21 protein-coding genes are annotated in these 21,796 nt (G+C 41.2%); 8 read left to right on the top strand and 13 right to left on the bottom strand.

The features are described from left to right. The first annotated feature begins 243 nt into the window (after positions 1-243). From GSY63_RS25170 to GSY63_RS04375, 4 genes are all read left to right on the top strand, one after another. Entirely contained in the window at positions 244-423 is a 180-nt protein-coding gene (locus GSY63_RS25170) for a DUF4974 domain-containing protein (RefSeq protein ID WP_166584610.1), read from the top strand. Between the two features lie 115 nt (positions 424-538). Further along, the gene (locus GSY63_RS04385; protein ID WP_166584609.1) at positions 539-3,907 is read left to right on the top strand and encodes a SusC/RagA family TonB-linked outer membrane protein; all 3,369 of its coding nucleotides are present in this window, start codon (positions 539-541) and stop codon (positions 3,905-3,907) included. 10 nt (positions 3,908-3,917) lie between these two features. Continuing rightward, the gene (locus GSY63_RS04380; RefSeq protein ID WP_166584608.1) at positions 3,918-5,291 is read left to right on the top strand and encodes a RagB/SusD family nutrient uptake outer membrane protein; all 1,374 of its coding nucleotides are present in this window, start codon (positions 3,918-3,920) and stop codon (positions 5,289-5,291) included. Position 5,292: 1 nt separating this feature from the next. Next, positions 5,293-6,600, top strand: a complete 1,308-nt coding sequence (locus GSY63_RS04375; RefSeq protein ID WP_166584607.1) for a TlpA family protein disulfide reductase — start codon at positions 5,293-5,295, stop codon at positions 6,598-6,600. Positions 6,601-6,646: 46 nt separating this feature from the next. On the opposite strand, the gene GSY63_RS04370 is transcribed toward GSY63_RS04375, so the two are convergent. The 10 genes from GSY63_RS04370 to GSY63_RS04325 all read right to left on the bottom strand — a co-directional run bounded on the left by GSY63_RS04370 (position 6,647) and on the right by GSY63_RS04325 (position 14,749). Next, positions 6,647-6,961 carry a DUF6520 family protein gene (locus GSY63_RS04370; RefSeq protein ID WP_166584606.1) on the bottom strand — a complete coding sequence of 105 codons (315 nt, stop codon included), beginning with the start codon at positions 6,959-6,961 and terminating at the stop codon, positions 6,647-6,649. 84 nt (positions 6,962-7,045) lie between these two features. Beyond that, positions 7,046-7,489, bottom strand: coding sequence for a MauE/DoxX family redox-associated membrane protein (locus tag GSY63_RS04365; protein WP_166584605.1), 444 nt, complete (start codon positions 7,487-7,489; stop codon positions 7,046-7,048). A gap of 201 nt (positions 7,490-7,690) precedes the next feature. Continuing rightward, positions 7,691-9,631, bottom strand: a complete 1,941-nt coding sequence (gene mobC, locus GSY63_RS04360; protein WP_166584604.1) for a conjugal transfer protein MobC — start codon at positions 9,629-9,631, stop codon at positions 7,691-7,693. 10 nt (positions 9,632-9,641) lie between these two features. Next, complete coding sequence (locus GSY63_RS04355) at positions 9,642-10,877, bottom strand: relaxase/mobilization nuclease domain-containing protein (RefSeq protein WP_166584603.1); 1,236 nt, start codon at positions 10,875-10,877, stop codon at positions 9,642-9,644. After that, positions 10,844-11,254, bottom strand: coding sequence for a plasmid mobilization protein (locus tag GSY63_RS04350; RefSeq protein WP_166584602.1), 411 nt, complete (start codon positions 11,252-11,254; stop codon positions 10,844-10,846). Before GSY63_RS04350 ends, GSY63_RS04355 begins: the two co-directional genes overlap by 34 nt. Before the next feature lie 181 nt (positions 11,255-11,435). Continuing rightward, complete coding sequence (locus GSY63_RS04345) at positions 11,436-11,708, bottom strand: hypothetical protein (protein ID WP_166584601.1); 273 nt, start codon at positions 11,706-11,708, stop codon at positions 11,436-11,438. A 66-nt stretch (positions 11,709-11,774) separates the two neighbouring features. After that, positions 11,775-12,380: a ParA family protein gene (locus tag GSY63_RS04340; protein ID WP_166584600.1), complete on the bottom strand. Its 606-nt coding sequence runs from the start codon at positions 12,378-12,380 to the stop codon at positions 11,775-11,777. A 201-nt stretch (positions 12,381-12,581) separates the two neighbouring features. Then, complete coding sequence (locus GSY63_RS04335) at positions 12,582-13,262, bottom strand: hypothetical protein (RefSeq protein ID WP_166584599.1); 681 nt, start codon at positions 13,260-13,262, stop codon at positions 12,582-12,584. A 3-nt stretch (positions 13,263-13,265) separates the two neighbouring features. After that, entirely contained in the window at positions 13,266-14,030 is a 765-nt protein-coding gene (locus GSY63_RS04330) for a hypothetical protein (RefSeq protein WP_166584598.1), read from the bottom strand. Next, entirely contained in the window at positions 14,027-14,749 is a 723-nt protein-coding gene (locus GSY63_RS04325) for an ABC transporter ATP-binding protein (RefSeq protein WP_166584597.1), read from the bottom strand. Before GSY63_RS04325 ends, GSY63_RS04330 begins: the two co-directional genes overlap by 4 nt. Positions 14,750-14,944: 195 nt before the next feature. Here GSY63_RS04325 and GSY63_RS04320 point away from each other — a divergent pair, with 195 nt between their 5' ends. The 3 genes from GSY63_RS04320 to GSY63_RS04310 all read left to right on the top strand — a co-directional run bounded on the left by GSY63_RS04320 (position 14,945) and on the right by GSY63_RS04310 (position 17,661). After that, a complete protein-coding gene (locus GSY63_RS04320) occupies positions 14,945-16,051 on the top strand; it encodes a sensor histidine kinase (RefSeq protein WP_166584596.1) in 1,107 nt (368 codons plus the stop codon). After that, positions 16,048-16,752, top strand: a complete 705-nt coding sequence (locus tag GSY63_RS04315) for a LytR/AlgR family response regulator transcription factor (protein ID WP_166584595.1) — start codon at positions 16,048-16,050, stop codon at positions 16,750-16,752. Before GSY63_RS04320 ends, GSY63_RS04315 begins: the two co-directional genes overlap by 4 nt. A gap of 96 nt (positions 16,753-16,848) precedes the next feature. After that, positions 16,849-17,661 (top strand): CPBP family intramembrane glutamic endopeptidase, encoded by an 813-nt coding sequence (locus tag GSY63_RS04310; RefSeq protein WP_166584594.1) that lies wholly within the window; start codon positions 16,849-16,851, stop codon positions 17,659-17,661. A gap of 832 nt (positions 17,662-18,493) precedes the next feature. Here GSY63_RS04310 and GSY63_RS04305 read toward each other — a convergent pair. The 3 genes from GSY63_RS04305 to GSY63_RS24675 are packed head-to-tail and all read right to left on the bottom strand — an operon-like array spanning position 18,494 to position 19,992. Further along, positions 18,494-18,706 (bottom strand): hypothetical protein, encoded by a 213-nt coding sequence (locus tag GSY63_RS04305; RefSeq protein WP_166584593.1) that lies wholly within the window; start codon positions 18,704-18,706, stop codon positions 18,494-18,496. A gap of 2 nt (positions 18,707-18,708) precedes the next feature. Then, positions 18,709-19,122 carry a hypothetical protein gene (locus tag GSY63_RS04300; RefSeq protein ID WP_166584592.1) on the bottom strand — a complete coding sequence of 138 codons (414 nt, stop codon included), beginning with the start codon at positions 19,120-19,122 and terminating at the stop codon, positions 18,709-18,711. Positions 19,123-19,134: 12 nt separating this feature from the next. Continuing rightward, positions 19,135-19,992 (bottom strand): hypothetical protein, encoded by an 858-nt coding sequence (locus tag GSY63_RS24675; protein ID WP_208094453.1) that lies wholly within the window; start codon positions 19,990-19,992, stop codon positions 19,135-19,137. A 368-nt stretch (positions 19,993-20,360) separates the two neighbouring features. Between GSY63_RS24675 and GSY63_RS04290 the strand changes: the two genes are divergently transcribed. Then, positions 20,361-21,794, top strand: coding sequence for a metallophosphoesterase family protein (locus tag GSY63_RS04290; RefSeq protein WP_166584591.1), 1,434 nt, complete (start codon positions 20,361-20,363; stop codon positions 21,792-21,794). Positions 21,795-21,796: the final 2 nt, after the last annotated feature.

Here is a 21,796-nt window from a genome sequence, read left to right as displayed (position 1 = left end):
CAAAAACGGATATACAGAGAGCCAGTAAGGTCAGATCAACAAAGGGTTTGCTTATTCATGTTTTTGGTAAAATTGCTGCCGCTTTTATTTATCTTGTCTTTTAACCCTTGATTCGCATTATTTCCTGGTCAACAGTCCCTTGCATCAGCTGCGGGTATAAACATTAAAACCGTTGATACCGATGAAGCAGTTGCTTGGAAAGAAGGTTACTTTCAATTCGATGATGAGCCGATCAACAGTGTGATGCGTAAGCTTTCCCGTTGGTACGATGTTGACGTCCGTTACTCCGATACTGTTAGCACTGAAGGTATTTATGGCAGAGTCTCTCGTAATAAAAATATCAGCCAAGTGATCAAAGCACTTGAGGCTACAAAAACTGTCCATTTCAGGTTGGAGGGAAGGAGGGTCTCGGTAATGAAATAAATGATCAGTAATAGTTAATTAAAGCCAGGGTGCCGGTTACTGCCGGTACCCCTGACTTATATAGGCGATCAATAATTTTAAACTATTAACCCACACGGCTGCCCGCATCTGGAAAATGAATGCAGCCGAAAAAGCCCATGTATTACAAATGTATAAGTTTTACTCAAAAAGTAAGGCGCGCATTACCCTGCGCGCTAATAAAGGCTTTCGCATTATGAAGACGGTAATCATTTTGACCCTCTTTACTATTCTGCAAGCCCGCGCTTCAACAATGGCGCAAAACATTACGCTGATCGAAAAAAACGCACCACTCAAAAAGGTCTTCCTGGATATCGGCAAGCAAACAGGTTTGGATTTTTTAGCTTCAAGCAAGGTACTTAACCTATCTATCCCTGTCACAATTGATGTGAAGAATGAACCGCTAACTGTTGTATTAGATAAAGTATTTGCTGATCAGCCCCTTAACTACACACTTCAAGAAAAAATCGTTATTGTAACTGAGAAACAACGCGAATTAAAACAAGCTGATCAAATACAGCGGAAAATAATCGATGTTTCAGGATATATTAAAGATGGTAAAGGAATGCCATTAACTGGCGCTACCATAAAGCTTAAAGGGCAAAATATTGCAACAAATTCTAACTCTGAGGGCTTTTTTGAATTAAAGTCTATATCGGAGGAAGATGTATTGATCATTAGTTTCATTGGTTACCAAACCAGGGAAATTTCAATTACGCACACACAACAGCCGCTCAATATAATTTTGGAAGTTAATTCCAGCCCATTAAATGAGATACAAATAATTGCCTATGGGCAGACTACAAAAAGGCTTTTGACCGGCAGTGTTTCTTCAGTCAAAGCTGTTGATATCGAAAAACAACCTATTTCAAACCCATTAGGGGCGCTGGAAGGAAGGGTTCCAGGTTTACTGATTACCCAAAATAGCGGTGTAAGCGGTTCTTCATATAAAGTGCAACTTAACGGTCAGGGTTCTCTGCTACAAGGGTCAGATCCATTTTTTGTGATCGACGGCGTGCCATTTGCCCCCGGCAATGCTTCAATCAGTCAAGTTCCTTCGGCTGCAGGTTTTAGTTCGACCACAGCCAATGGGATCAGCCCGTTCAGTCTTATCAACCCGAATGACATAGAAAGTATCGAAGTCTTAAAGGATGCTGATGCAACTGCGATTTATGGATCACGAGGAGCAAATGGAGTTGTTTTAATTACTACAAAAAGAGGGAAAGCGGGTAAAACCTCAATTTCCGGGAATATATATTCCGGAGTCAGTCATGTTACCCGAATGATGAATTATCTGAACACTCAGCAGTATGTTGAGATGCGGAAAGAAGCCTTAAAAAATGATGGTGTTACCCCTGATGCCACGAACGCACCTGATCTTATCCTATGGGATACTACCCGATATACTGACTTTAAGAAATTATTGATCGGTAACACAGCACATATTACCGATGCTCAATTATCTGTTTCAGGAGGTGACCAAACAACTCAATTTTTTATTGGTGGTGGGTATCACCGAGAAACCACTGTATATCCTACTGATAATGCAGATCAAAAGGGCTCATTTCATTTCAATATAAATCATAACTCTGCGAACAAAAAGTTTACAATCAATTTGTCGGCCAGTTACCTTGCAGACAGAAATGATTTACCGGGGACTGATCTTTCCAGTTACGTAAACACCTCACCAAACCTAAAACTCTATGATAATAACGGAAAACCTGCATGGAGTGACGGTGGCTTACCCTATATAAATTCCGGTATTTTAAACGCGAATCCCCTTGCATTCAAATATCAAACCTATGAAGGTAACTTTCAGAATCTTAATAGCAGTTTACAATCAACTTACAGATTTTCAACAGACTTAAGTTTTAAAGTTAGCTTGGGATACAATGTCGTTAATAGCGCCGAAGTCGCCACATTTCCAAGTGTTTCACTTGATCCAAATCTTGGCCAACAACCGTTTAGCTATTTCGGAAATTCTATTCAAAAAAGCTGGATCATTGAACCCCAGGTAAATTACAACAAGCGATTCAAAAGAAACAAGATCGAATTGTTATTGGGAGGCACCTGGCAAGATGAAACAAGCAATGGTATTAATGTAAGCGCAAGCAATTATAGCAGCGATCTCCTCTTAAAATCAATATCAGCAGCAGGGTTATCACAAACAGTTAACAATGATGCAAAATACAATTATCAAGGAATTTATGGCCGTATCAATTACGTTTATGATGATAAATATATTTTAAATCTTAGCGGTCGCAGAGACGGTTCGAGCCGTTTTGGACCAGATAAGAGGTTTAGCAATTTCGGAGCTATCGGGGCGGCTTGGCTATTTAGTGAACAACAATTAATAGCTGAAAAACTCACTTTCTTAAGCTTTGGAAAGTTACGTGCAAGTTATGGCATCACTGGTAATGATCAAATTGGTGATTATAGATATCTGGATACCTGGTCGCCTGGCACAACCACGTATCAGGGGGTAAGCGTTTTAAATCCCACCTCCCTGTATAATCCTAACTTTTCATGGGAAAAGAACGAAAAATTAACTTTCGGACTCGATCTCGGCTTTTGGAAAGACAGATTATTATTCACTGTTGAATATTATAGAAATCACTCCAATAACCAACTGGTAAACTACACCCTGCCCTCACAAACTGGATTCACCTCTGTTCTTGAGAATCTTAATGCTGAAATACAAAATACAGGATGGCAGTTTCAAGCAACCAGTACAAATTTTCATACAACAAATTTTAGCTGGACAACATCGTTAAACCTTACACTTCCACAAAATAAATTGATCAGTTTCCCAGGATTGGCTAACAGTACTTATGCGAATATTTACACGATTGGACAATCTCTTTCTACTACGCCACTTTTTCATTATCTCGGAGTTGATCCCTCAAGCGGAGTATACCAATTTCTGGACGTTGACAATAATGGCGTTTACAATTCAAGCGATAAAATAAGTCGTAAAAGTACTGACCCAAAATTCTATGGAGGTATACAAAATAATTTGAGGTTCAAAAATTGGGATCTTAGCTTTTTTTGGGAATTCAGAAAGCAGGATGGGCGAAACTATCTTAATAACCTTGTTTCACCTGGAACAGCATTTTTCAACCAACCGAACATTGTTTTAAGCAGATGGCAAAAAACTGGCGATGTGTCAAACGTCGAAAAGTTTACTGAAACTTCAGGCACTGCATACAACGCCTTCAACAATTATCTAAAAAGCTCTGATGGAATCATTTCTGACGCATCGTATTTACGCTTAAAAAATGTTGCAATATCCTACCAAATAAAGGCAGACTGGGTTAAAAAAGCACATTTTTCAAGTTTAAGATTATATCTGCAAGGCCAAAACCTGCTGACCTTGACGAAATATCTCGGAGCTGATCCGGAAAACCAATCAGCCTTGTTGCCGCCGTTACAGACGTTTACCGCTGGATTACAATTTACCCTTTAATGCTTTAAAAATGAAAATAAGACCTAACATACTCTGGATTCTATTGGTAGCTATTTCAATAAGCGCCTGTAAAAAGTTCGTTTCCATCAACCCTTCAAACCAATTGATCACAACCGATGCAGTATTTAGCAATGATAATACAGCATTATCTGCGGTCGATGGAATATATGTTCAGCTTCGAACCGCAACGCCATCAATGTTCAATGGTGGTTTAAGTATTTATGGCGGACTTTCCGCAGATGATATATTCAACACTTCTGCAAGTACCAATTATGATCCATTCTATCAGAATTTGATCCCATCAACCAACGGTACAATAGGTGGTATTTTTTGGTCATCACCTTATAATATCATTTACAGAACGAACGCGATTCTTGACGGCCTAAACAATTCCGCTGGAGTAAGTTCGACTGTTAAAAATCAATTAATAGGAGAAGTGAAATTTATTCGAGCATTTGCTTACTTCTATCTAACAAACCTTTATGGCGATGTTCCATTGGTTTTAACCAAAGACTATCAGATTGGCAGTTTACTACCAAGAGCACCGGTTGCAGATATTTTTAAGCAGATCATTTCAGATCTTGTAAGTTCACAAAGCCTGATGGGTAGTTCCTATCCGAGTCAAGGGAAGTTGCGGCCCAACGCGATGGTGGCAACAGCACTCTTATCAAGGGTCTACCTGTATCAGAAAGATTGGACAAATGCCATGGCACAGTCTTCTGCTGTTATCAATTCAAATAACTACAGCCTTTTAACTGACCTTACGAAAGTCTTTCTTATAAACAGCCAGGAAACTATTTGGGAAATAGCCAGCCCGAGCGAAATCAGAAATTCGGCAGAAGGATCAACATTTCTTCCGGCTTCTGCAACAGTAAAGCCAGCGTTCGCTATTAGTAATTACTTAATCAATTCTTTTGAAATTGGAGATAAGAGAAAAGTTGCCTGGTTAGGAAGTAATACTGTTTCCGGAACTGTTTATCATTATCCCTCAAAATTTAAGAATAGAACGACTACTTCTATAACAGAATATGATGTTGCATTCCGGCTTGCTGAACAATATCTTATACGAGCAGAGTCTGAAGCAAATCTTAATCAATTGACCCAAGCTGTAGCTGATTTAAACCAAATACGTACAAGAGCAGGGTTAACCTTGCTAAGTACATCACTTTCGCAATCTCAAATTATTAATGCAACATTTCAAGAACGCAGGGTTGAACTTTTCGCTGAATGGGGCCATCGCTGGTTCGACCTCAAACGATCAGGATTAATTGATGCTATCCTTTCGGCGGAAAAGAATAACTGGCAATCCTACAAAGCCTTATTTCCTCTTCCCAATCTACAGATCATTTATAATGGAAATCTGAAACAAAATCCGAATTATTAACATGAAAAAAATAATCTTTATCTATGTTACAACCGTTTTTTTAGGTATAAATAATGTATTTGCGCAGTACCATGAAATAAAACCTGGTGAACAAATTCCAAATTTCACTTTTCCAGATACATATAATGCTAAGAATAGCACAGTAAAATTGAGTGACTTTAAGGGAAAGCTGGTAATACTTGATTTTTGGGGGCCATATTGTCTGCCGTGCATAGCTGGCTTCCCCAAAATCGACTCTTTACAAAAACTGTTTGAAGGTCAGATTCAAATCCTTGCAATTTCAAATCTTACTAAGGCGGAAGTAGCGAAATTTTTTAAAAGTCACATTAATGTTCACCGCCCTAATGTACCCTTTATTACCAATGCAAAACACATGGATTCTGTCTTTCCGCACACAGGAGTTCCATTTCAAGTTTGGATCGATGGTTCGGGAAAGGTTTTACTTTATGGTGATCCCACAAGTTTAACTGTAAAAAACATCAATAATTCTCTCAAAACTGGAACAGCATTTTATCGAAAAGCCTCAAAAAATGTTTACACAAGTTTTATTGACAGCCGTTGGAAAAACTTAGTAGTATACGCTTCCTCAATATCTCGGTATAAATCGGATTCGCTTAGGATGCATCCTGAATTAAATGCCAAGGGTAAACAATTAGCCGAGACTGGCCCTGTTCCATTTCTATACCAAAGAGCATTTAGTGATTCATCATTCAAATTTCTTGACGTATATTCTCCTGGCCGTGTGATCCTTGAAGTTAATGATAAAACAAAGTTTATCAAGAGTCCGGAAATTAAAGGGGAAGAGGCAATGAAATGGATAGATGATAATTACTTTACCTACCAACTCATTGAGCCAAATAACTTTCCTGGTAATATGTACCATAAAATGAAAGATGATTTGGATAATTATTTTCAACTGACTTCTAAGATTGAAAAGAGGATGGTAGAGTGCTATATCTTGGTTTCTACCGGAAACAGCGAGGTGCTAAAGACTAAAGGACAAACGGGCTTTAATAATTTCTATAAAATGAATGATGTACATTCAACTGAGTATGCAAAAATCAGACAGTTGAAAAATCAGCCGTTTCTTTATTTAAGTAATGCGGTTAAAGATTTTGTAGAATATAAATTGAATAGCCCTTTTTTTGATGAATCAGGGATATCGGAAAATATTGACGTTGAAATGAGTGGTAAAATTCTTGATGATATGAACTTCGATGAATGGCAAGATGGATTGAAAAAATACAATTTAGCGATAGAGAAAAAAAGAAGACTTATTGATGTACTTGTAATAAGCGATTTTAAGTAAACATTGCGAGTAGACAATTTTTACTGTCTACTCGCAAAAATAATAATTATTCAGTGGTGTTAATGCGATGGTCAACATCTGCGCCGGCGGCCGAAGTACCAGTTGGCAGGCTACCGTTAGTTGAACCAAATTGACACATGGTGGAAGTTACATCAGCGCAATCCTGAGTCGGCTCGGCTAATGCTTGCGCCTTGGTATCATTGCTGTAGATAGGTGCACCAACAGTTTTTTGGCTTGCATCTACCTGATACCAAAACAGCCCGGCGAACGCTTTTTTATGAGCAGTTGCTTTAGTAGAAAAAGCTGCACCAATCGCAAATGTTAGGGCTAAAGCCATCAAGCCCATTTTAAAATTTTTCATGATTTTTTAATTTTAATAATTATTGAAATCCGTTTTGTAGACAGGTAACGGTTCACCTGTTTCCGCGCGAAAGATTTTTATTGTTTATGTTGTCTCGGTAATTCCAAAACTTCGATTTTTATAGTTATCGAGGATAAGCGGAATGATACTGATGACAATAAAAAATAGATTGAAAATTAAGTGTTGTTTCCAGGAAAGCTTGGAGATAACTCCGCCACACGAGCAAGGCAAATGAAGTCCCGAAATAAGTAAAGATCCTATATAAATTTCAAATAAACACAATAGGATAATAGAACCTATAAAACCGGTCCGTTGATATTTTGAGGTTATCATAAAACCTGCAATCAATAATTCAATCACTGGAATTATCCATCCCAATACAGGTGCGAAAATGTTTATATACGGAAAAGGGCTGACTCTCATTGTTGAGACAAAACGATTCATATCCAGCAATTTGCTCAACGCTGTATAGGTAAATAGTAATACTATAAATGCGGCACATAGTTCCTTGAGTATGTTTTTTTTCATGGCTGATGGAAAATCAATTCAAAGAAAAGGTTTAGTCAAACCTGAAAACAGGTACAAAAGGGTAGTAAGTTTAAATAGATTTTCTTGTATCGAAAATGAAGTTTTAACCATTAGGAAAGCCAGCTTATGTATTTTCCGCACTATTTTTTATTGCAGAACTATTAAATATTCACCACCCCTTACCACCCTTGGTAGTAAATATTACTCTGTTGTTGCTTGAAGTTCCTTGTTTACTATGTTTTCAATATCCGATTTAATAGAAAAATAGTTTTCCGTGAGCGTATCATTATCAACTTTCCTAATTGTAGGAATTGATTTATAATTATCCGCCTCAATTTTCATCGCAACATGATCATTAATGATGGCGTTGTGAAAAACTTTCAATTCTATTTTTTCATCTGGATTATCTGCCACTAAGCCAACAAACTCACCAGATGATAACGTGGATATTTTTGATGCAGGTATCGCAAAATCCAGTTGAGTAGATTTACTTATGGAAGTATCCTGGCTATTGATAGAAACACTTTGTCGTTCTTGCATGATCTTCCCAAAACGCTCGCTTAACTGTTTAGCTGTATCTCCAGTAACCTGTCCTGAAATAATATTACCTACAATATTCATGATCACTTCAGCCTGCTCCCGCCCATAATCTTTTTTTAGTTGACTATAGTCCTGCACGGCTAATGTGGTCGCCACCTTATTACTTCGTGCAGTTGCGATCAGGCTATCAATGTTATTAAAATAAATAGTGGGAAACTCATCAAATATCAGGTTGCTTTTCAACTTGTTTTTTTGATTCACCAGCTTAATAGCCCGTGAAATATATAGGCTAAGCACAGCGCCATAAACTTGTTGTTTTAACGGATTATTCCCCAGGCAAATGATCTTAGGCTCTTCTGGGTTATTCAGATCAAGTGAAAAATCATTACCCGAAAGCACGTAATACAATGCCGGAGAAACCAATCGTGCCATACTGATCTTTGCACTGGCGATCTGTCCTTCCAATTGGTCATAGGCTTCGTTTCTCCAGGCCGAAATGAAGGGATTGATCAACACCTCTATTTCTGGCTCTTTTTGCAATAGCGCAAAAAGATTTTCGTAGTCCACCTGGGCAAGTTCGATGGCATGAGGCAAAGTGCAATATTTACCGTTCTCATATTTCTTAAGGAACCAGAATAAGGCTGTAACAAAATTGATCGGGGACTCAACAAAGAAATCGCCCTGTTTTTTGATCCATTCGCGATTAAGCCCCAACATGAAAGTGCGAGAGGATTCCATGGCATCGGTTATATCTTCCATGCGGTCAGGGTCAAGCGGGTTGCACCGATGTTTGATATTGTCAAAATCAATAAACCAAATGCTTGGTTTCTTCTTATAATTTCCCGCATACTTTAATAGCGCGTTATAGGCGATTACAGAAAGGTCGTCAAACTTAAAATCATAAATCAGCATGCTAAACCCCTTTTTAATATGCTGCGTGATGATATGCCTTATGACGAAGTAGGATTTACCAGCACCTGGAGTACCAAGAACGAGTGAGCCGCGAAAAGGGTTGATAACATTTATCCAACTATTCCGGATCTTTCCCTTGTAGTTGTATTTAGCAGGCAGATTAATGGAATATTCGTTTTCCAATTTTCGCTCTTCCTGTGGGAATGTTTCATTTTCGGCATTGAAGATGTCAGTGGCCAGTTTAATTTTAATAACCCGGAACAACTTACTTACACCAGAAAGAAATAACAAAAAGCCAAATGATGTTAAGGCAATATATAGGCCGGCGAGAGTTAATAACGTCAAATGAAAATTAAACAGCAGGCCCGTTAAAAAATAGATGACCATTCCGATTATAGCCCCGATTATATTTTGGTCCCACTTGATATTTTCATCCTTCCTACCTTTTGTACCCAATAGTGAAACGATCAGGAAAACTAATGCGGCAGTTTTTGCTATCCAGACGGTTCTAAAAATTGAAAGCTTGTATATATTGATCAAAATGTGATCGGTCACTCTATGCGTTAAATGCAATTCACGAAATGCTGCATAGCAACTGAAATAAAAATGAAGCAGCAATATTACTATGGCCAAAAACCTGGTAAAGTCAGTAATCTTTCTTAGCGCTTGTTCGTTTTCTCCCGTTTGCATAATAGTTGGTTTATATTTTTAATTTTCTTCGTTTTTTCTTCCTTTGCCGATCAAACAGAGTTTGATTAGTGGCTTGTTCGGTGGAATCTAAAAGACCGCCAAGAATATCCAAATTTGACCCTACGGTTTCCGTTGATTTTAGGCCTTCTGACATGGGCAGATATTCTTTTGGCGATTTATCAGCGGCAACATTTGGTGATTGTATTTGATGCCCGTATCGGCTTTCAATTGCAGCTGCGCTATACATTTTGCCCAAATCACTCCCGTTAAAAACTACCCTGTTCTTATCGTCGATAAAGGTTAGTCCATATACCCTGCCGTCTGCATTTTGACGGATCAATAAGTCTATCCCGTGATTTTGTAATTCGGATTTTAACTCTTGATGAGACCTGACTTTTGATATTGCGCCATCCAAAATCTTAGTAATAGAGACTTTCGACGGCTTCCGTAAAAAGGCGTTAAGCTTAAACCGTTCCTCTAATAATTTAAGGGTAGGTTTTTTATAAAGAGAGGAGGCTTTTTGTGGTACACCTGTTTTATTTCCCTGGCCATCCAGCGCCCAATATCTCAAGCCTCCATGTTCAAACATTACTGTTTCCTTCGGCCCCCGGTCTGAGATCACGTTATATTGTGATAACACCGCGTTGAATTCCGGCAAGCTGGTGAATTTGTAGTTTTGTGTGACGTAGTGTACAATATTACTAATAGCTCTTTTTGTGTCAGTTGCGCCATAGACCAATGGTTTAATCTGTTGTTGCGCTTTTGATGTAGTTATTTGCTGCTCAGCCCTTACCAAATCAAACTCCGATTCGATAGCTTTTCTTGCGGGTTCCGATTTTAATTTACCAATATTGTGCAGGCTTATTCTGGAACCATCGGCCTCAATATTCGTCGTTAATATATGAACGTGATTGTGCCCTGCATCGAAATGCTGGTACACCAAAAATGGTTGATCGCCAAAACCTATTTTAGTCATATAGCCATCCGCTATCTGGCAGAGTTTATCGATTGGCAGGTTTTCCGTAAGATCAAAGTTCAGTGATAGATGAACCGTATTAGTTTTCGTCCTGGTGTTCCTCGAAGCCAAATCAGTTAACCGGAAAAGCTTTTCATCAAAAGAAAGACGGCCCGGTTCTTTAGGATATAATTGAGCCATGATCAATTTGGCTTTACCCTTTTTGACCTTTCGTTCATTGTAGTTCAATGCGCCAATCAGGCTTTTTCCGCTTTCAATTTTTGCGACCATATCTGGGAGTAATTAGCTATCCTTTCTTTGATCTCATTTATCTTTGGGTTAATGTTCGCATTAATTACTTGCAACAAAACTTCCCAAAGTCGATCGTCGGGATTTCCGTGAGCACTATTAATATTTTTCACCGCCTGGTTAAGGTTGTTTCCAACCGCATTAAGTTCCCTGCGCAAAAGCATTAATTCTTCAAGAACTTCATCCATGGATTTGTCACGAGTAAGAATGGTCACCGGCTTGCCTAATAATAGCGTCCTGGCATATTCACTAAGGCAATGGAAAGTGGTTTTTTTGTATCGCTTATCCAGTAGTTCCTGCTCCGTTGGTTTTAACCTGATCTTGATCCATTTGGACCTGTTTTCTTCTGTCGCTGCCATGATTATAGTAATCGTATCAAACCGACTTCGGAGTGTTTGATAACCCTTTCCCTGACGACTTTGGAGGAAGGGCAAGATTCGTTTGTGGTACAAACGTACATCTTGCTAACTGCAAAAAGACAGCAGTTTAAATCCTCACAGAGTCATAAGGAACTTGTGAAATCAATTACCTGGGAGTCGATTAAGCATTGTGTTCAACTGATGTTTTTACATTATGTTCGAGGAATGATTGCAAGGCCAGAATGTTAATTTCCTTTAAAGAAAGATCATGATCAAGGCCATAACCTTTCACCTTCTTAAGAAGACTTTTAGGTATCCAAACATTAAGCTGGGCTTCTGTCTCTTTAGCCTCTTCGACACTCTTTACCGGGTGTACCTCCTGAATGGGTGTTTTAGGAGGGTCCTTTTTTAGCTTATCCGCCAGCCCTCCTAATTTCTTCTTGTAATCTTCCATTGCACCTGATCTTTTGAGTTATGTAATACTGTAATTATGTATTTACATAAAGCTGTAAATCCTTATTTATGCACTTATGTATTCTACCACTTCCTCTGCAAGCGAAGTAAATTCCTCCTTTGCTTTTTGATCGGGTCCTGAAAGTATCCCACCTGTAATGGCACTACGGGTTATGCTTACGCGATCATGAACCATCGTTTTTAACAAGGGTGTTCCCATATTTTTCAAAAGCTCGGAAACATCCTTTGTAACTCCGGAACGATGCTTAATCATATTAAGTGCAATGCCGGCTTTTAAGGTTGGCTTTTTCGCTTGCGCGAACCTTATTAAGGCCAGAGTTGACCGGATGGCCATAACGTCAAAAAAACCGGCCTTAGTTGGTACCAACACAAAATCTGATAACAAGAAAAAGTCCGTTAGCCTGTTGGAAAGATAAGGCGGGGTATCAATAATGATCAGGTCAAAATCCATATCCTTCACATCGCTGACCTTTTCTGCCGCTAAGATGGTTAGGTCAGGAAAATCCTCCCTGGAATGATATAGGCTTCCCTGTAAATCCGAATCCACTAATGCTACCCTTAACTGGTCCTTGAAGCAAAGGGCCAGGTTCAATGCAATTGTGCTTTTTCCCACGCCTCCTTTTTGATGCGCGATGGTGATTATCTTTGCCATATTACATAATTCTAAAAGTTTGTAAATACATAATTCTTCAATTCTGTAATTGTAGAATTACATAGCAAAGGTGAGATAATGAATACCTTTAATAATCCGAGATTATCCGACTCGGATAACATATTTATATTATCAATGGAAACACAACATTATAAAGGAGACGCAAATACTGGTGCTATCCAAATCCAAAAGTTCAGATGATCAGTCCCTTAAAAAAAATGCTTTGACCGAAGCTTTATTCAAAACCAAGTGACTTTGGTCCAATAGTACAGGCGTTATCTTTTTAGCTCTGATATCTTCTAATATCACTTGTGCCTTCTGCTCCGATCTGACAACTAAAGAATCCGCGCTATTCGTTCTTCGTAACCTGACAAGAGCGTTCTCATGTGCTAAGATCGTCAAGACCGTCAACTGCAATCCGGAAAGGTCTGCCGATCCATTACCAAAGAGATCTAACTTCAAGTTCCCGTTCTTCCAGCCGCGTAGAATCAGATCGCCACCGGTGGCAAAGACCGCGTCAAGATGTGGTGTAGAGATGATCAGTCCCAACGGGACCTGTTCCGGGTCTCTCATTTGACCGTTACTCATCACCGAGAAACGAACGAACAGTGTATCACCGTGATGTTCGGTCCGTAGGAAGCCTTTTCTGGATCGCATCACTTTTATGCCTGTTGATGGTGCGGGTTGTATTGAGACGGCATAAGCATTTCCACCTATGAAACGTAAAACGCGAAATTCAGTAGCGGGGATCGCATCATAATTTTTCAAGGGATCGAGAAGATCGATCCGATTATAAATGCTTTTCAGCATCAGGTCCACAGTAATTGTGGCTACAACCAGTATGGCCCCTAAGCCTACTATTAATTTATTGCTTGTTCTCATAGCTTATAGTTCTTTTTCTTTCAAACGGTACCAGGTGATTACCCAAAACATGAGAGGCACCACGACCCACCATAATATCGAACAGGCCGTATTGACGGTAGCTGGCGGGTCAACGTGTATATTTTCGCCCATATAGGCGAACTGAAAACCTCCAAGCGGGATACCTGAATCAATATTTTGTTGACCGGTTAGCCATTTAAGTGCCAGCACATTGCCGTTAAAGGTCAGGAAGAGCCCGATAATGATTAGTAATAGAGTTTTGAGCAACTGGCTTTTATTGAAGTAAACGCTCCCTAAAAGTATCATAGACTGGAAGGTGATAAATGTGAATATCAGCTGGTAAAAGCCGTTCTGGAAAAAACCGAACGTACCCCAGCTCTCCCCGGCCGGTACGACCAGTCCTACAAAGACCGATAAACTGACATAGAACAGGCACGCATAGGCGACGAGGTATATCACGATACCATAAAGGAACGCGATGCTGATCTTTGTCAATGCAGAAGCTGGCAAAATCAGGAACCAGATGCCTTTTTGCTTATCCCCAAGATCCCGGAGCATCGTTGACATAAAAATGCTGCCGGCACCGAAAAGTAAAATCAAAAATATTCCATGCAAGGTATCGCCGTTGAAACTGGTCCGCCAATGCCAGACCAGTATGAACAGGAAGACCAGGATCGCGACAATCGCGGCGGCCCCGATCAGGTAAGCCCGCCAGTGTTCGGACCACTGACGTTTGAACAATAGGGTAAAATGATCGAATGCTTTCATCGTATCTTGTATTTAGAGTTATTAAGCGTCGTATTGAACAAGAACTCGAGATCATTCGAACGGGGATCCTGTTCAACCAACAACGACTTGTCTTCCTTTAACAGGATACGACTGTCATCCATGATCAACACGGCGTCGATCAATTCATCCAAATCCCGGACCTGATGGGTAGACAGCAAAACCAGCTGATCAGGTGTCGCTGCGTGACGCATGAGTTCCCGGAACTGCACCTTGGATGGGATATCAAGGCCGTTAGTCGGTTCATCCATTACCAGAAGCGGAGTTTTAGTAGCCAGGCCAAAGGCGATAAAAGCTTTCTTTCGTTGCCCGAAAGACAATTGGTTTAACGAACGGTCAGCGCTGATCCCAAACTCTACAAGATAGCTGCGCAAATCCGGTTCGCTGAAAGTCGGGTAAAATGGTGCGTATATTTCAATGAAGCGATGGATATTCAGCGCCGGGACATAGCACTCTTCCGGAATAAAGAACAATCGTTCCAGGAATCGCTGCTCGCGCCGGCCGGGATGCAGACCATCAACTGTACAGTAACCTGTCGTTGGAAATAACAAGCCGGTAATGGTGCGCATCAAGGTGGATTTTCCGGCACCATTTTTACCCAATAACCCATAGACCTTCCCGGCATCAAGGTCCAGGTCAAGGCCGCCGAACAGGTTCTGATGTTTATTGTAATGATAATGCAGTTCTCTGATCTTGATCATATTTTATTTTTTGACCAAAAGAAATCTGCCCGGACCATGTTAAAAAAAAAGATCGACCAGTACCAGATAAATGTATCCGAATACGGCCTCTGTGACAATAAGATTTTTATTGTTCGTCCAAGCCGTTTCGTCGGCAAAAAAGCTACGTTGGTTGAAAAACGTAGGTTTTAAATATGATTATATGCAATTTCGCTTATGACCTTTAATACGCTTATCGGCAAACTGCACACCGACCCTCGGTACCGTGTATCAGGACATCTGCTATTCTGGACAGGTGAATTACTGGTCGGCTGGTATACTACGGTCATCTCGTTCAACAGCTATCAACGCTTTCCGGACCAGTCAATCTGGCTGCTAACTCTTTGCAATACCCTGAGCTTGGCGATCGTTTATTACCCGCTTGTGTACGTATTGTTGCCAATGGCCAGCAAAAAAAGGTACATGCTTGCGCTTGCCGGTTTTGTCGCGCTTGTAATCGTCAATGCACTGATCAGCATTTACACAGAACAGGTCCTGATTCTGCACTGTGATAGCTGTATGCTCGCGTTAAAGGAAGGCAATATTAATTACTACAGATTCCTGCAAAGTAACATATTTAACCGTCTGTTCGCCAAACTTGCTACTATGGGACAATTGATCGGGCTTGTATTCTCGTTAAGTGTACCCCTGGCCATTCATATCGCGCTGATGGCTTTCCGGCAACAACTGGCAGCACTCCGCCTGGCCAAGGAAAATATCGAGCTCGAATTCAATTTTCTGAGCTCGCAGGTGAACCCTCATTTTCTGTTCAATTCGCTAAACAATATCTATGGACTGATCCTCAATAAAGAAAATGCCAAGGCTGCCGATACTGTTGCACGGCTGGCCGGTTTAATGCGTTATACGCTTAATCCTCCTGATGGCGACCGCTCGACCCTAGACAAAGAATTGCGCTTACTGAAGGACTACATCGATTTGGAACGAATCCGGCTCAACTATGCCCGCGTCCTGCTACACGTGGATATCCGTGATCCGCAGAAAGCATTGCCTGTACTATTATTTATGCCGCTGGTTGAAAATGCCTTTAAATACAGCCCGGATATCGAAGGCTCAATCATCCGCATCAAGATCACCAGCGACGATTCTACGTTGCACCTGATCGTCAAAAATCGTATCGACGAAGACCGTTTGCTACAAGAACGTTCAGGTATCGGTCTTCAAAACCTAAATAAACGACTTGGCCTTCATTATCCGGGGAAGCACACTTATTCCGTGGACCGAACCGATGAAAATTACACGGCCAATATCATCTTGCAATTATGAATAAATTACTATGCCTTGTAGTCGATGATGAACCGATCGCGCGTGACATCCTTAACAACCATATTGGTATGACCCCAAACTTAAAACTGGTCAAGAGTTGCATAAATGCATCCGAAGCCTATGAGGCATTACATCGGTACCCTATCGATCTGATCTTCCTGGATATCCAGATGCCAGTCATCACCGGAACCGATTTTCTACGTTCACTACGACGGCCCCCCTTGGTCGTGCTGACCACAGCTTACCAACAATATGCGATCGAAGGCTTTGAACTCAATGTGGTGGATTACCTCCTTAAACCCATTACCTTCGACCGGTTCTATCAGGCTGTCCAAAAAGCATCAGATCGTCTCACTACCAGTTTGGAGGATAATTCATCGAAACCATTATCTACTGACCACCTTTTTATCAAGCAGGATAGCAAGTACATCCGGGTCGATCACCACCATGTCCGATACATACAGGCCGAAAAGGACTACAGCTCTATCTACTTGGAGGACCGCCGGATTTTTGCCAGTATGCACCTAAAATTATTGGAGAACCTGTTGCCTGAAACACAGTTCCAGCGTATTCATCGTTCTTACATCGTGAATTTATCGAAGATTCTCGCTGTTAAGGGTAACATGGTCGAACTTGCTGAAATCGAACTTCCGGTAGGTGCCAACTACAGGGATAAATTACTGGCGGCGCTGAAAATCTAAATTGCCGGAACATCATCTTTCGTTGTCCTTTTACCGTTGCCTGTCGAATATTTTTTTCCGCATGTACCAGTTGGGCTAATTTCGGCAAAAAAACATATGAATACTAATATCACTGTTCGTAATATCCCTGCCTGGCTAAAGGTAGGTGCTTACTTCCTGATCATTTTCGCTGCAGCCATCCTCGCTACCAAGCTACCGGCCATTGATAGTATCTTTTACTTCTTCGGGGTGGCACTTTTTCTAAGCTATGTGTTGGTACGCCTGGAGGGCTATAATCTTTCGGATCTGGGGTCGTTGCCGACCTCTCGAAAAGACTGGCGGCAACTGCTTATGGGTACAATGGTAGGCATGATCGCATTAGGAGCCTGTGCTGCGTTGAGTTTGTGGGTAACAGATGGTAAATGGATACTAAACGCGCACATTGATCCCGTTTACCTACTCATTCTGTTCTCGGCCCATCTCTTTTCGGCTTATGCGCAGGAGTTCACCTACCGGGGTTATCCTTTCCAGCGTTTGCTCAAATCATACGGTCCCTTAATAGCGCAGCTCGGGGTGACCTTGCCTTTCGCCGTCATGCACCTCAAACTGGACCAGCCGATTACTGCGTCTCAGTTCCTATTATTATGGTTGACCACCGGCGTAGGCTCGCTGCTCTATGGCTTATGCTATATCAAGACCGGGAAGCTGTGTTTGTCTATCGGGTTGCATTTTGGATGGAACATCGTCCAGTCAATGATCCCACGTTCGGCTGCTGAACCTAAAGGCGCTATACTGACGCTGGTCTCTTCGGGAAGACCCGAAAATATACTGCGCATATTATTGCCGTATTTCGTTATTTCCTTATTGCTTTATTGGTGGATCAGTAAGATGCCCCAAAGAAGCTTGCAAAATGACAAAGCGGTCATTTGACCTTTGCGATTGGTTCAGATTGATAATACTCATAAGCCTATTGCCCTTTTTCTATTCCTTTAAACTGGCTATAAAGTTAAGTGAGAGCACGTTTTTGGCCAGGTAAACATCTTCCTAGTCATAAGAGATCTGCGGACTCCGGAATTTGATGCCGATGTCCGAATATGAATTGGGGAACATGCTAAAAATCTTCGGCAGTTAAGCACTATTTTACTTTAAATGATTTGGACAGCTTATTTATACTATCAGGATTTGAACGATTATACTATTCAGAATTGAGCGTTTGTTTTCTAAAAAGGAAATGCAAACTCAGGAAAGATGGCTTGAAAAGTATACGGATCATTTAAAGACTTTGATAAACGTGAAAGAAAATCGATTAAAAGCGAGAACCTGATTAACAATCCCGAAAATGACATCATTAATATTTATAGATTTCTATAATTACATAATTAAAGAATTGCAGCAATAAAGATTTATGTAATTACATATTATGATCTGCAAAATGATGTGCGTCATCTTCATCATTAGCATTTTTGTAAGAAGTATAAATCATAAAATATAAATAAATTTAATGACCGGAAGTTCGGGTCAAATTCGTATATTTGATTTAACAAAAGTTCTTTAAAAGATATCAAAACTCCTCATAGTTAGCCCGTGACCTTCGCGGTGACTAATAGGTTTTCAAGATTATAAATGCTTGTAATATAACGCATTATCGAGATGGTCACGGTCCCGTCCATTCCGCTAAAAGCTCATCTCCACAACTGTGGGAATGAGCTTTTTTTAATTCATGACCTTCCAGGTACTTCGAGGCTTAACGACTAGGATGTTTTTAAGGTTTCTTTTTGGCGGCCGCTTTCTTACTTGTATTATACCGCATGTCGGGCGTTCCGTCTTTTTTCAAATTCTTGTTCTCGTTATAACGTTTATCAGGTTTACCTGATTTAGTCATGTGTTGTTGCGTTTTTTGAGCTAAGGCGCTGTTAAACGTAACTGTGCCGAAGCTAAACATAGCCAGCATCAGCAAGGACATTAATCTTTTCATATTCACTTGTTATCGGTTTTAAATTTGTCGGCTAAAGAACTTTCCAGACTTTGCGGAGTGATACTTTCGTCATCGGGGTCGTTTACCTTGTTGGTAAATTTTTGCAAAATACCTGGCAAGGCTCCGGCAATGGCACCAGTGATGGCCGGCGACAGGCCAAACTTACTCGCGAGAGTTGCAGCTAACCCTCCTTCAATAGCACCGGTAACTGGGCTGCCAGATGTTAAACTATCCTTTAACGACGACAGCAAGCCACCTATCCCTCCTTCTTCAGCCGCCTGATTTTTAATACCATCTTGAATGTGAGTCGCAATCTCATCATGAACGGCTCCTGCCTGATCTTGGGGAAGTGCGTCAGCCACTTCTGGGTTACCGCCCAGATGGCTTTTTACGATGTTTAATATCTCGTCAAACATAACTTTGGTTTTTTACGGTTTTGGCTGGTTCTCCTTGTATCGTTTGTCTGGGGTACCGTCTTTGTTTACGCCCTGAGTTCTGTTCTCTTTATATCTCATGTCCGGCGTACCATCTTTATTTAAATGTTGTGCAGTTGAAGTGCTGGCAGGTGCCGGGGCAGACTTCGCAACGCTTGTTTTAGTAGGGGCTGCGGTTGGCATTGCGGGCGCGGCAACTGTAGTAGTTGTTGTTGTTTTGCTTTGCTTATACCTCATATCCGGCGTACCATCTGCCTTCATGTGGGTTCCTGACGCGGCTGGAGTAGTCGTCGTAGCAGCTGTAGTTGTAGATTTATATCTCTTATCAGGCGTTCCGTCTGCCTTCAAATGGACATCGGATGCTGCCTGAGTGGTAGTGGCGGCAGTAGAAGTGGATTTATATCTTTTGTCTGGCGTGCCATCTGCTTTCAGATGAGCATCGGGTGCGGCCTTAGTTGTAACTGCGGTAGTACTGGTTGACTTGTACCGTTTATCTGGTGTACCATCAGCCTTTAAATGTGCATCTGATGCTGCCTGAGTGGTTGTAGCGGTTGTGGTAGACTTGTACCTTTTATCCGGCGTACCGTCTGCTTTAACAGGGGTAGTTGTTGTGGTAGTGGAGGTCGATTTGTAACGTTTGTCGGGTGTGCCATCAGCCTTGGTATGGGTTGATGTTGAAGTGCTGGGAGTTGCCGTCTGGGCTTTTGTTGTAGTAGCAGTTGTTGATGTCGACTTGTATCGTTTATCAACCGTACCGTCTTTTTTTGTGTGAGTCTGCGGTGTTTGCGCCAATGCAGCTACGGTAGCAATATTCAGGCTGAAAATTACCGCCAGTTTGAATAGCTTTTTCATGAAAGGATCTTTTTAGTGTAACAATATCAAGAAGCTAATGTTTCATCAATTTAAACTATAAGTAATAAATACAAACTTATAGATAATAGCAAAACAACTTAAAGGTAATACTATCACCGGTTTTGCAACCAAAATATACTTTCACGAAAAAATACACATCTATTCACATTTCTTCACAATATTAAATATACCTAAAACTTTATTTAGCCCTGGATAATTCCCACATAAGCTTTTCTAATTCCCGGCCTCAACTTAACACAGAATCCGCCACCGCTATACAATAATTTCTTTTTAGTTAAACAATTAGATTGTCAGTAACTTAGTTTAACCAATTTCCCTGAACGATAAATTTCCTTAATCACTTTATTATGGGCCTTAATTTAAAAAGCATTGTCAATTTTGTTCGGGATAGCCATCAGAAAGCGGCTGATAACCTGCTTTCGTGGGATATCTTCCAATCGGACTGGGCTTTTTTACAACAAAGCGAACAAAAGCTTGTAGGCGTTATAACCGGTAACGAGGTGCCCGATCACCAACCTGGTGACGAAGAATACGGGCTTATCCTTTACCTGTTGAATTATCAAATGCCGCCTCCGCTACAACCGGTTAAAGATCTGCTGAAACAGTTTGGGATGCCCGACAGTATAATTACGCCGGAACAGTACCAAATATGGTTGCCGAATCTGGAAACCGGATTTGTAACTTCGGACGGAACGCTGATTAATACAACCAAATACGCCACACTTGATCCCGACTATTTAATTGCTGCCCTGCATTATTTGCGTACCAAAAGTCATATCCCACTTTTTTCGACTAAGACTCACCCATACGGCACTACACCAGCTGTGTTCGATGTACCGGATACAGATCCGCTTACTATCGCCGTATTTGGTGATTGGGGTACTGGCAAATGGCAAGACAGCACCGCAGCCATGTGCCCGGCAGAACTGGTGAATGCTGGTATAACCTCACTGAACCCCGATATTGTGATTCATTTGGGTGATGTTTACTACTGGGGTTCCAGTGATCAGGAAACCGCTAACTTTTCGGGCATGCTTGTCGCCGGTTCTAAGGCCTCGTTTACGCTCAACAGCAACCACGAGATGTACGACGGCGGAAACGGCTATTTTGATGTAGCCCTTACCAACCCGGCTTTAAGTGCGCAGCAACAGACTAGCTGGTTTGCCATTACCTATTCAGATTGGCTATTGCTCGGTCTTGATAGCGCTTACTTCGACGATTCGACGCTGTTTAAATCGGGTACCGTAACCGGAGACGACCAGCTGGCATTTATTAAGGAAGTAGTTACCAAACCTGAGAATGCAGGGAAGAAGATTATAGTGATGACTCACCACAACACCATTAATTATGATGGTGCAAGCTTAAATGTGCGCAAGCATGGCGGCAGCCTCGCACAAGACGTGTTTGAGGTTTTAGGAAATCGGATGCCTGAATTTTGGTATTACGGGCACCTTCATAATGGCATAGTTTATAATGCCGCCGCAGTACAGCAAAGCAATGTGTTTGCTCAATTTGGTAACCCAGCCATAGGGTTACGTTGCATGGGCCACGCTGGTATCCCGGCAGGCGAAGCCCGTGGCTTGGTGGGCAACCCGATAGCTGATTATTTTGTAACCACCCCTATGGGCGGCAACGACCCACGCCATGCCAAACGTGTGCTCAACGGCTTCGCCCTTTTCACACTCGAAACAGGCAAAATAACGGAAGCCGTTTACGAAGTAGCCAATAGCAACACGGGAGCAAAATGTACTGTTGCCTGGCAGCAATCCACCACTTTTTAAAC

The sequence above is a fragment of the Mucilaginibacter agri genome (assembly GCF_009928685.1).
Lineage (GTDB): Bacteria > Bacteroidota > Bacteroidia > Sphingobacteriales > Sphingobacteriaceae > Mucilaginibacter > Mucilaginibacter agri.
This window is presented reverse-complemented; position numbering and strand designations above follow the sequence as displayed.